Origin of the sequence: Cryobacterium sp. TMB1-7 (assembly GCF_004402435.1) — a bacterium.
GTDB lineage: Bacteria > Actinomycetota > Actinomycetes > Actinomycetales > Microbacteriaceae > Cryobacterium > Cryobacterium zongtaii.
Genome location: NZ_SOFZ01000008.1, coordinates 51,327 through 62,905 on the forward strand (window position 1 = coordinate 51,327; position 11,579 = coordinate 62,905).

General features: G+C 62.0%; 9 protein-coding genes and 1 pseudogene. 4 read left to right on the forward strand and 6 right to left on the reverse strand.

Translation table 11 applies throughout. From position 1 onward, the window contains the following. Positions 1 to 233 precede the first annotated feature (233 nt). Positions 234 to 734 carry a hypothetical protein gene (locus E3O60_RS02855; RefSeq protein ID WP_134480598.1) on the reverse strand — a complete coding sequence of 167 codons (501 nt, stop codon included), beginning with the start codon at positions 732 to 734 and terminating at the stop codon, positions 234 to 236. Positions 735 to 1,346: 612 nt separating this feature from the next. Next, positions 1,347 to 2,261: a hypothetical protein gene (locus E3O60_RS02860; protein WP_134480597.1), complete on the reverse strand. Its 915-nt coding sequence runs from the start codon at positions 2,259 to 2,261 to the stop codon at positions 1,347 to 1,349. Between the two features lie 576 nt (positions 2,262 to 2,837). Here E3O60_RS02860 and E3O60_RS02865 point away from each other — a divergent pair. From E3O60_RS02865 to E3O60_RS02875, 3 genes are read left to right on the forward strand one after another with little or no spacing between them, the layout of a single operon-like run. Continuing rightward, positions 2,838 to 3,434: a recombinase family protein gene (locus E3O60_RS02865; protein WP_088458267.1), complete on the forward strand. Its 597-nt coding sequence runs from the start codon at positions 2,838 to 2,840 to the stop codon at positions 3,432 to 3,434. Between the two features lie 7 nt (positions 3,435 to 3,441). Continuing rightward, positions 3,442 to 4,827: a Mu transposase C-terminal domain-containing protein gene (locus tag E3O60_RS02870; protein WP_088458266.1), complete on the forward strand. Its 1,386-nt coding sequence runs from the start codon at positions 3,442 to 3,444 to the stop codon at positions 4,825 to 4,827. Further along, complete coding sequence (locus E3O60_RS02875; protein WP_088458265.1) at positions 4,827 to 5,639, forward strand: AAA family ATPase; 813 nt, start codon at positions 4,827 to 4,829, stop codon at positions 5,637 to 5,639. The genes E3O60_RS02870 and E3O60_RS02875 overlap by 1 nt, the downstream gene beginning before the upstream one ends. A gap of 517 nt (positions 5,640 to 6,156) precedes the next feature. Here the strand turns inward: E3O60_RS02875 and E3O60_RS02880 are convergent. Together E3O60_RS02880 and E3O60_RS19080 are read right to left on the reverse strand one after the other, a co-directional pair. After that, on the reverse strand, positions 6,157 to 8,130 hold the full coding sequence (locus E3O60_RS02880) for a GH25 family lysozyme (RefSeq protein ID WP_240632544.1): 1,974 nt from the start codon (positions 8,128 to 8,130) through the stop codon (positions 6,157 to 6,159). Between the two features lie 6 nt (positions 8,131 to 8,136). Next, positions 8,137 to 8,577 (reverse strand): annotated as a pseudogene (locus E3O60_RS19080) (M23 family metallopeptidase); the annotation flags it as partial. A 418-nt stretch (positions 8,578 to 8,995) separates the two neighbouring features. On the opposite strand from E3O60_RS19080, the gene E3O60_RS02885 reads away from it, so the two are divergent. Next, positions 8,996 to 9,202 carry a hypothetical protein gene (locus tag E3O60_RS02885; protein WP_133160331.1) on the forward strand — a complete coding sequence of 69 codons (207 nt, stop codon included), beginning with the start codon at positions 8,996 to 8,998 and terminating at the stop codon, positions 9,200 to 9,202. Between the two features lie 48 nt (positions 9,203 to 9,250). Here E3O60_RS02885 and E3O60_RS02890 read toward each other — a convergent pair whose 3' ends face one another. Then, positions 9,251 to 10,531: an LCP family protein gene (locus E3O60_RS02890; RefSeq protein ID WP_370028322.1), complete on the reverse strand. Its 1,281-nt coding sequence runs from the start codon at positions 10,529 to 10,531 to the stop codon at positions 9,251 to 9,253. Positions 10,532 to 10,874: 343 nt separating this feature from the next. Beyond that, on the reverse strand, positions 10,875 to 11,462 hold the full coding sequence (locus E3O60_RS02895) for a hypothetical protein (protein WP_088458261.1): 588 nt from the start codon (positions 11,460 to 11,462) through the stop codon (positions 10,875 to 10,877). Between the last annotated feature and the right edge of the window lie 117 nt (positions 11,463 to 11,579).

Consider the following 11,579-nt stretch of genomic DNA (forward strand, 5'->3'; position numbering starts at 1 on the left):
ACGGTTTAGTTGGCGAAAACGCTGACGGACCCGTGGCCATGCGACCGGCGATCGGTTTGCGTTCGTGAGCACGGCGTGAAGCAGGCTGCGCAAGCCGTTTCGGTTGCGAGACACCGCTCGCTCTCCAGCGTGAGATTTCCGAGCGCCAACCTTCACATGCTGCGGGTGGTACCTGTACCCGCGGCGCGATCATCCAGGCTCGCTCTGCGAGACGCAGACTCTAGTCACAGCTATCAGCCCTGAAGTGCCTCCACAGATCCGAGGAACGCTGAGTAACTGGCGTAGTAAGTGACACCATCACGATGGGCCATCGCGGGTATCTCATTATTGTCCGGGTGGGTGGAAGCTTGGATGGAGCCATCAACGGGGGCGTTAATCTCAGTCCAGCCCGACGCGAGAAGCTGCTGCTTGTGCACATCCCAGTCCTCAGCGGTTTGTGCTGCTTGGGCAAACCACACTCGAACGTCACCGCCCCCGCGGGTCCAGTAGCATCCGAAGCCATCATCCATGATCGACTGCATCTCATCGTCGAGCACGAAGATGTCAGGTTCCAGCTTGAAGCCGTCGGCTTCAAGACTGCTGTACTCCTCGGCGGTGAAAACAGTCTCGCACGTTGCGGCCGCGGTCGGATCAGTCGGCTGAGATGTCGGCGTTGATGATGATGTCATTGAAACTGTGGGCATGGGTGGCTGGGCGGGTGGTGAGCAGGATGCCAGCAGCATGCTGGTTGCCACTGCGCCGACTATCCCGCCGATTGCTCGATTCATTCATTCCCCCAGTTATTGAAATCGTCCCAATGATATGGGACCAGAATCAGTACTTCCTGACGCCGGGCACGACAGAGCCTTCCGTGATACTGCGCGATCATGTCAGCGACTGCGCTTGTACGCGGCGCGGGCATATCGATGACGGGCTCGGGTTTCACCCGATCGAACAGTCCATGAAGTCGGGTAGCGACCGACCAGGGTGCAATGGGCGACCCCAACGGTTTTCGTCCCATACTGCGATTAGAAATCGCGTCTCATATCCCTAGGCATGCGAGACATGTCCGGATACGAGACACGCCACCTGCCCGCTCGTCGCGTGAAGAGGAGACCTCCTACGTCTCGTATTCCATCGCTTATGAGCCGTGCAGGCGACCTTGGGTGACGCCGCGATTTTCCGCGGGTGTGTAGTTGTTCAAAAGTCGTTGCCTGTGATTTTTGCCGCTATGTCACGGCGTTCTGTGATCGCTAATTGGCGCATAGACCTGGTTGCTGACTGGGAGTCAGCGTCTTGTATTTCATGCGTTGTGAGGCACCCAGGTTATGAGATGCGGCGGACCGTAGGCGATGAATGGGCGAGCATCATTTGCCGTCGAGGGTGAACTCCACTTTCTGTATGTCATTGAGGCAAGAGAGTCGTGCTTTGGACAATTCCGAGTCCGCCGCCTGCAGATCGACAGTAGAGCTCCAGAATTCACTGGCGGGAGCGAAGTCATATCCCATGACGCCAGGGTCAACCGCCACCTGGTCGACGCACTGCAATGTCGCATCCGAGGGAGGCTCTGAAACGAACGAAGTGAGAGATCGATATTTCGTTTCGAACCCGCTCGAGTAGGAGGCGAGGTCGCTGTCGATGACGGTAACGAAAGAGGATTCCGGGGGCAGAAACGCCTGATAGGCCTCCATGCTCGCTGCGAAGGCGGTGGAAGTAAACCCTTCCGCTGGCAGCGACGAAACGAGCTGGAGGTTGGTCCCGTTATCGGAGTTGCGAGGGTCTTCCAGCCAAGGTGCCCTAAGCCACGCATGATCTACTGCGCTACTGGCAACTGCACGGTCCACGATCTGTATACGAGCCCAATTTGACGCGTCGTCTGCGGTAAGACTTACCGCGTTACCCGCTGTAAACAGGGTGACGTACACAGTGACGTCGGCTTTAGGATCGACTCGGGTGCGCACCCATTCGGTAATGAGCCGGGCCGTGGAATCCACCTCCGCAGAATCGCTCTCGTCACCCAAGGTCACGTCAAAGACAACCATCGTTCCTGGCTCGAGGAACCCCGACAGCCAGTTTCTCGTGCGAACGCTCTTGACTCCCTCAACCGAACCGACGAAGTCGATAAACGCAGCCTTCACGGTCGAGGAACCAACCAGCTCGGGCGCCTGGGCCGTGCAACCAACCGTGAGAATGATGGCCGGCAGAAGCGCGATCATCGCGAACCGTTTAGAGCCTGCCAGCCACCGATGTGCGCTGTTGATCGCCACGGTGTTGTTTCTCACAATTGGCACTTCTCATTCCCTGGGATCGAGTTCACGATCCGACTATAGGAGGAACCCGAACTCGATCGACTGATCAAGTCTCATAAACGGCTTGGCACTGGCCTTATCATGACCAGTCGGCATCCCGATGTTTCGCATGCCACGGACTCAGATTGACGAGAGGATGCCCTCACTCGCGCAGTTCTAATCCTGGGCAGACTTCCTCATCGCTCACGACGAGCCCGGCTCAGAGGAGAGGGGAGTCTCGAATCCCTAGGGATATGAGGCGTCTCACCGATACGATCGGGGCCCTCCAAGGACCTTAGGGATTTCGGTGCGCGGAGAATCTCGCAACCGCGTTGCATAACCTCCTGGTCGGTTACCCGCACTCACTGTCAGTTATGAGACGCCGACGGCGTGCAGGGCGACCGCGACGTGCAGTCTCAGAAAGGTAAAGCATTTCGAGACATGTGAACTCTCTCCAACCGACGCGTCGAAGTGGCGGATTTCCGGGAGGCAATTTGTCTTGGAAAGATGTCTCACCGTGAAATGTCTTTGTTCCACCGCTTCTAGTAATTTCTAAGGCAGAATGGATACGTGAGACATCTTGGATATACACGGGTCAGCACCAGAAGCCAAGACGCGAAGTTGCAGGTCGACGCTCTGGTCAAGTCGGGCGTGCAAGAACGGGACATCTTCGCCGACGTCACCTCCGGCAGCCGGACCGCGATCTCACGCCCCGGGATAAAGAAGCTGCTCGAGTACGCCCAGCCCGGCGACACCGTCGTGGTGTGGAGGGTCGATCGCCTCGGACGGTCCCTGATCGATGTGCTCAACACCGTGAAGCTGCTCCGTGAGCGTGACATACAGGTGAAGAGCATCTCGGACGGTATCGACCCGTCGACGACGTCGGGCCGACTGATGCTGAACATGCTCGCAACCCTCGCCGAATACGAACGCGAGCTGATCACCGAGCGCGTGAACGCAGGCATCACAGCTGCCCGAAATGGCGGCACCAAGTTTGGTCGGCCCTTGTCCGATCCCGCGGTCGTGGCCGACAAACTCAAGCTCGTCACCGAGGCCCGGGCGAAGGGCCGCACGGCGGAGGATGCGGCAAAGCTCGTCGGGTGGAGTCGTGCCACTTTGTACCGGCATCAGCAGGCCTTAGCGGCCCGCGAAAGCACCACTGTGTAGGTGCTTTGTGGACGCGGCCGAGCGGTGGCGTGTTCTTCGACTGCATGTCGAAGACCAGATCCCTCTCGCCGCCCTCGCCCGTGAGACGGGGATCTCCGCTCGGACTTTGCAGCGCTGGCACCAGCTCTACCGGGCAGGCGGCAGTACATCCCTCGACCCGCGTGACCGCAAAGACAAGAGTGTTCGCCGAACTTCGGCCGAGACGGTCGCGTTCATCGAACAACTTGCACTCTGCCGGCCGCGCCCGAGTCTCGCCACGCTGCATCGTCTCGCCGTCACCGATGCTCAGGCGCGTGAGCTGCCGGCGCCGAGCTATGCAACCGTGCGGCAAATCGTCCAGGCCCTCGATCCGGCTCTTGTCACCCTGGCACTGGAGGGGCCAGTCTCGTACCGAGACAAGCACGAGCTCGTCTTCCGCCGCCGCGCGGAACATCCCAACCAGACCTGGCAGTCCGACCACACCGAACTCGACATACTCATCCTCGGCGCCGACGGGAAACCTGACCGACCATGGCTGACAACCGTGATGGACGACTACTCCCGCGCAATCTGTGGATACATGGTCTTCACCGGCGCCCCCTCAGCTATCAACACCGCCCTCGCTCTCCGACAGGCGATCTGGCGGAAGACGGACCCCGCGTGGGCGATGTGCGGCATCCCCGACATCCTGCACGTCGACCACGGCTCCGACTTCATCAGCCACCACATCGAACGAACCTCTATCGCCCTGCACATCAGGATCATCCACTCAACCGTCGGACGGCCACAGGGGCGCGGCAAGATCGAACGGTTCTTTGGCACCGTCAACACCGAACTTCTGGCCACCCTCCCCGGCCACCTCGGGCCTGGTAACCGGACGCCAACTCCGGTCCTCGACCTTGCCGGGCTCGACCGTGCGATCGGTGCGTTCATCAGCACCTACAACAGGCGAACCCACAGCGAGCTGGGGATCTCCCCACGAGACGCGTGGGTCGCCGACGGCTGGCTGCCACGGATGCCCGACAGCCTTCAAGAACTCGACGGGCTACTCCTTACTGTTCCCAAGAACCGAGTTGTGCAGCGCGACGGCATCCACTTCCAAGGCCAGCGCTACCTCGCCCCGACCCTGGCCCCATTCGTCGGCCACACCATCACCATCCGATACGACCCCCGAGACATCTCCGAGATCCGCGTCTACGACCGAGACACCTTTATCTGCACCGCCATCGACGAAGCCCACCCCAACCTCCGGCTCAGCCTCCGGGACATCGAAACGGCCCGCCGTGCCCGTCGCAAGCAGCTGCGGCGAGCCATTAACGATCGCATCCCGACCGTTGCCGCCCGCGAGGAACCTCGCATCCCTGAACCGACGAAGCGGCGTCCGAAGCTGCGCACCTATGAAGAGGACGAGTGATGAACCAGGCATTCATCGTCACCAAAGAACACCGACGTTTCACCGAGTTCGCCAACGCCGTTCGGAAAGAAAAGACGATCGGGATCTGCCACGGAGCCGCCGGCGTTGGTAAAACCAACTCCGCCCGCCGCTACGCGAACTGGGACGCTCTCGAGCCCTACATCAACGAGTGGGGTCCCAGAGGTGATGACGACGCGAAGCATTATGCCCTCGCGAACCGATCTCGCACCGTCTTCTACACACCCGAAGTCCTCTGTCGGCCCAAAGACCTCATGCACGACATTGATTACTGGCAGGTGAAAGTTGGGATCTGCGCCGACGAACACCTCCGCTCCCTCATGCACGAACCGGAAATAGTCCGGCAGAAGGACGTCACCCGTCTGGTCGAACTTCTCATCATCGACGAAGCCGAACGGCTCACCCCCACCGCCTTGGAACTGCTCCGCGACCAGCACGACCGCACCCACCTCGCGATAATCTTGATCGGCATGCCCGGCATCGACGAACGGTTTCGTCACTATCCGCAGCTCTACAGCCGCCTCGGATTTTCACACCACTACCGGACCCTCGGCCGCGAAGAACTCCTGTTCGTCCTCGACCGCCATTGGAAACGACTCGGCAAGAGCCTCGACCCTGACGACTTCACCGACACGCAAGCGATCGCCGCCATCGAGCGCATCACCCGCGGCAACTTCCGCCTCCTCGAACGACTCTTCCCCCAGATCAACCGGGTACTGAAGATCAACCAGCTCGACACCATCACAGACGACGTCATCGAGGCCGCAGCCAGCATCCTCGTCATCGGCAACTAGCGACACGGAACGATCAAAGAACACCGCCAAAGAGCGGCAAACTCCACACGCGTCATTCCGGGCGTGTTGCTCAGCCAGGGGAGTGATCGCTAGACGATCCTCAAGATGACAGACCCAACCGGCAGTGATGCCGCGCTGGAGTACGTCAGCAGAACTCGGCTGTAGCCAAGCCCCGGTGAACATGGCGTCTGGTCGGGCTTCCACGCTAGACCAGCTCCCTAGTCACGCCCTGGCTAAAGAAGTCAAGACGCGTGGGACAACGGGCATGCAGCGGACGCTCGCGTGTTAGAAATCCAAACCGAACTCATGAAGGTCTCGAACTGGCTGGATCAAATGTTTACCGATTCAACTCCGCTCGGGCTGCCCGATGCGAGCCCTGCTGCGGTGAGATTTACCGGGCTATTGCGTTGGTCACAGGTGCCTGATCTGACGAGAACCGGCGTTGCGCGGCCGACACACGTGGAAATGTGAGTGCCCGTTGTCGGGCACTCACATTCACCAACGATTCAGCAACCCACTACGCGAGCAGCTCCTGCAGTCCGCCGTACGTAAGTGGGCCAGGGATCCCATCGATCAGGCCCTGGTAGCCACCGCGACTGGCCATGCTCTGCATCGCCTTGTAGGTGTTGGTGCCCGGAACCCCGTCCAGCGGTCCCGTGTATCCGACACCGTAGAGGAAGGTCTGAAGACCCGCCCAGCTGCGCGGACCCATGACCCCGTCGAGGGGGCCGCGATAGCCGCCCAGCTTGGCGATGCGCTGCAGGGCGCGGTAAGTGTTCGTTCCCGGCGCACCGTCAGCTGCGCCGCCGTAGCCGAAGTTGGCCAGAACGACCTGGACGCCCGCCCACGAATTCGTGCCCATCACGCCGTCGGCGATGCCGGTGTAGCCGCCCTTGGCAGCGAACCGCTGAAGCGCCGCCCAGGACATCGTGCCCATCGCGCCGTCGATCGGTCCTCGATACTTGTAGCCAGCAAGAACCTGCTGAACACCCTTCCAGGTGTTCGTGCCCGGGGCACCATCGACCGCGCCCGTGTACCCGCCCGCTTTTGCCAGGCGCTGCAGGATGGTGCCTGCGTAGCTGTCGGGCGCTCCGCCGGCCGTGTCGCTGAGGTACTTCGCGATTCCTGCCCACGTCGCCGGCCCCGGGATCCCGTCTACGGCACCGGAGTAGTCGCCGACCTTGGCCACCAGCTGCAGACCGATGTAGGTGTTGCGACCGGGGACCCCATCGACGGGGCCGGAGTAGTACTCGAGGTCGGTCAGGACGTTCTGCACGCCCTTCCATGTGTTGGTGCCGGGGATGCCGTCGATCTCACCGCCGTAGTTGCCCCGCTTGGCGAGGGTCTGGAGGATCTTCCCCTCAGCGATGGAGATGGAGATCGTCGGGGTCGCACCGCCAGAACCACCGTTGCCGGGAATTGCGCCAGCAGGTGGGCCGGTGACACCGTTCGGCGGCTGGGTGAGGCCGGCAAATGCGCTCAGCTTGGCCACGTTCAGATCGACATCGGTGCCATTCTGGTTGCCCGTCCACGAATACTGGTGGATCGCCCAGTCAGAGAACGCGGTGATGTTCACCGTCCCTGGGACGCCATCCGGCGCGGCGATCCACAGCTTGGCGCCCAGCGCCCGAACCTCGGGCCACGAGCTCCCCGAAAGATCCGCACGGTTGATGTACATGAACGGCACGTACCCGAGCCGAGTCTTGACGGCCCGCATGAACACCGCTGCTTCTGCGTCGGTCCACTTGCGGCCGGTGTTGATCGCTTCGTTGTCCAGCGCCAGGATATCGCCGGCGCGGTAGTCGAATAGATTGTCCAGGAAGTACGCGGCGTCGACGGCGGGCGTGTTTGAGCCCACCATCCAGTAGTGGCCCACGAGCAGGCCCGCGGCGCGGACTCGCGAGACCTCGGTCACGTAATGAGGTGCGACGTAGGTGGGAACGACGTTGGATCCGCCTGCTTTGACGATTGCGAACTGGTAGCCCGCCGCGCGGAGCGCCTGGAAATCGAATCCACGCTGACTGGTTCCGACATCGACCCCGTAGACGCCCTGGAAGCCGGCGGGCGGCGGGGTTGTGGTGGGCGAGGAGTTCAGCCAGTTCTCGAGTCCCTGATAGGTGTAGGTGCCGGGGAACCCGTCCACCAGTCCGCCGTAGCCTCCGAGCTGGGCCAGCCGCTGAACACCCTTCCAGGTGTTCGGACCCACGATTCCGTCGATGGGACCCGAGTAGAAGTTCTTCGCCGTGAGGACCGTCTGGATACCCTTCCAGGTGTTCACTCCGGGGACTCCGTCGATGTCGCCCTGGTAGTTGCCCTTCTGGGCCACCCGCTGCAGAATCTTTCCCTGAGCGATGCTTATCTGGATCCCGCCGGAACCGCCACCGGTGTTCCCGCCGCCGGACGCGCCTCCGAGGATTTCGCGGATGAGCGGTGCGGGGTCGGAAAGACCCGGGCCACCGAACGCGGCCTGGTTGTCGGGGCCGCGGGTCATGTGGAGGTGAGGGCCATCCCACGAAGAGCCCGCATCAGCCTGGTTCGAAGCCGCCTGGCCGATGATCTGACCTTGGGCTACTGACTCTCCTTCGCTGACCCGAATCCCTGCGAGGTGACAATATGCGCTGAAGTCACCCGGTCCGGACTCGATGCAAACAGTGCCCCCGAGATATGGGGACCGCTGAGTCAGACGGACGACTCCGGCGCGAAGCGCCGGAATGTCCTGGCCACCGGACGCGTAGATGTCATGGCCGCGGTGGCCAAGCGAGCTGTACCACTCGGCCATGAGGCCAAAGCGGTTACCCCACCGGGATTCTGCGTAAAAAGATAGAACGTTTGCTGGCACAGCCATTGGGTTCTCTTTCCGTAGTTTCACCAGCCGTTTTGCTGGTGAAACTGACGCTACGGAGAGAGCTATCTCCTCTAAATCGCCCTGGAGACCCATCTCTGATAACCCATTCGGGCCAGAGCACGATTGCTATGGACGAGGCCTGTTCGGGAACTCCCAGTTCCTTTGCCCCCAAAAGGGGGGTCGCCGGCTGACCGACACGCGTTACTCAAGGCCACATACTTGAGCCATGAAACGCACAGTCATGCTGCCAACGTTGGCCGTCCTCGCGTCCCTCGCCCTGACGGGCTGCGCACCCTCGGCCCCGGTGGCGCAGCCGACTGAGGGCGAAGAGCCACCGGCATCTTCTGCCGAAACCGAGCCCACGTCGTCCCCCTCGGCGGAAGTGCGCGGGGCAGACACCCCCCTCGAACCAATCGACGCCTACGCTCTGTGCAAGGCGCAGACCCTGTCACTAGCCAACCCGGCTTCGCCCTCTGGAATATCGTGGGCCCCGTTTGACAGTGCCATCTCATTGGTCCGCGACGACGGTGCAATCGGCATCTACATCGAAGCCACCAACGAGAACCGGGCCGAAGGAAGCGACGGGCGGGACATCGCCCTTTTCTGCAGGGTCGGCGGGACCATAGGTGAGCCCGACTGGCTCGGCTTCGGCGTTGGCTCGAGAGAGACAGACCGCGACTACATCCTTGACATACTGTCAAGGACGGACCAAGCCTGAGCGTGGCCGGCGCTCTCTGCAGCGTTTGAGGACCCTCGAGCTGCGGGCTTATTCCGCTGCCGGCGGCGGCGCCAATGCAGCAGCGATCAGGCCACGAATGTAGTCGTAGTCCGGATCTGTCGGGTCGACGCCGTTGTCCGGGACGAGCTCAACGGTGCTCATCGGGAGAGCCTTCGTCTTCCCCGCCAGGTTGGTGAAATAGCCCAACGCGCCCTGGGGGATGTCTGTCTTGACCACTTGCTGGCCGGCCGCCGCGATCCCCTGGAATTTGGTGAGCACGTTCGCTGGCGTGAACTGCGTGAGGATCGCCTGCTGCAGGACGCGCTGACGGGCCATGCGGTCGTAGTCGCTGGTGGTGTGGCGTGACCTGCCGTACCAAAGTGCTGTCCAACCGTCCATATGCTGCTGGCCCGCCTCGACCCAGCCTTCGACATCGCTGAGATCCTCATTCCGACCACCGATCGGCAGCCGCTCGGCCACGTTGATGTCCACACCGCCGAGCGCGTCGATGAGGTCAGAGAATCCTTGCATGTCGATCAGCGCGTAGTACTGAATCGTGAGGCCGGTGATGCCGCGGGCGGCGTCGCGCATGCCCTCGATGCCGGGTTCGCTTCCCGCAGCCTCAGCGTCGGGATACATTTCCGGGCTCTTCTGATCCACCTCGGTGTAAATCGAGTTGAGCATGCAGGCGTCCACGTCACAGTAGTCCTCGTACCCATAGCCGTCCGGGTATGCCTCATGCAGCGGAGAGTCCTCAGGGAAGGGGATCAGGTTGAGATCTCGAGGCAGTCCGATAATGACGGCTTGTCCGGTGTCGGCGTCGATGCTGACCACCGACATGCTGTCCGGGCGCATACCCTGTCTGTCAGAGCCGGAGTCCCCACCCATGACCAGGATGTTGTAGCGCCCGTCGGCGGGCGGCTCAGACGGCGCGGTGATGAACATCGTCGAGAGGACCCCACTGGCCGTGGTGGCAACGTACGCACCGTAGCCAGACGTTCCAGCGACGGCGACCATGACCACGGTGGCCAGCCCCGCAATGTAGGGACGAGCCTTGGGTCGGATCCTCACCAGGCGCGACAGTCGGAGGGTGTCGAAGGTCAGGACCACCCACAGCGCGCTGTAGAAGAGCATCACGGCGGCGATGATCCACAACGCGACTGAGTTGGTGGCCACGGTGAGCACGAGCTCGGGATTGACCTTGTACACCACACCGGCCGTTACCAGCAGCGCGGGGAAGCTCAGAGACGCGCGCAGGCCGAACCGGCCGAGGCCTCGGCTGCCAGCGAGCACCTGCGCCGATCCCGGCAACAGGATGTTCAAGACCACGAGCCACCACGCTCGACGCGTCATGAGTGGGCGGGAGCTGGAGTCCGGGTGGCGGATCGGGCTGGACGCCCCCATTGAGAACACGTGTCCCCTTCTCACTTGCACGTCAGCAGGCCGATATTGGTGCCCCGGCGTGTCCACGGTCTTCTCGGAACGACCCGATAATAACCGCCCCAAGGACCTCCCAGAAGCACTGAGCACACACTACGCCAGGCTGCAGGGTCCACGAGATCAACCGCGTGGCCTAGCCACTGTTTGGCCCGAGATCACTCCCTAACTGGGGGGATGCCTGTGGCCCGCCCCGTCCGCGTTCACGGAGGGAGTCGGGCCACAGGGCTATTCCTTAGTTGGCATAGTGCTTGTTGAGGTATCCCGCAATTGCCCGCCAGGACTGGGCATTCTGTGCACCGTTGACGCCGCCAGTGCTGAAGCCTTCCCCTTCAGCCATGAGCTGAAGACCCTTCATGGTCTTCGTGTCAAGAACGCCTGTACGCGTCCCGGTGAAAACGCCCTGGTAGCTGAGGACGTACTGGACCCCGCGCCACGAGTTCGGGCCCATCACGCCGTCGATCGGACCGGTGTAGTCCCCGAACTTCGCCAGGCACTGCATCAGTGCCCACATACGCGAGCCGGGAACGCCATCTTCGGCGGTTGAGGTTCGAGGCAGGGAGCCGCAGCGGGGCGGCGTCGCCATCGTCCTCATTGCCCCGTCGGTGACGGAATCATCGGTGGGGAGGGCAGGGGAAGACGCCGAGGCGGGCACCTCTACCACGGCTTCGACAGGCGCGACCTGCTCTGCTGGGGCGGAGGAAACGACCTGTTCGGGAGGAGCTTCCGGGACGGACTCAGCCGCCCACGCTCCGGTGCTCGCCGTGAGGCTGAGCAGCACGACCGTCAGGATTCCGACGCCTCGAGTGGTGATTTTGGACATAGTTGTATTGCTCAAAGGGCAAAGTCATACGGTCGTAGCAACGCTCTGATTCAAGGAGTGTTGGATGGTCAAGCTTTTTCCGGCGGGAACGCGGACGAGGTTCGTGGATTTGGTCTG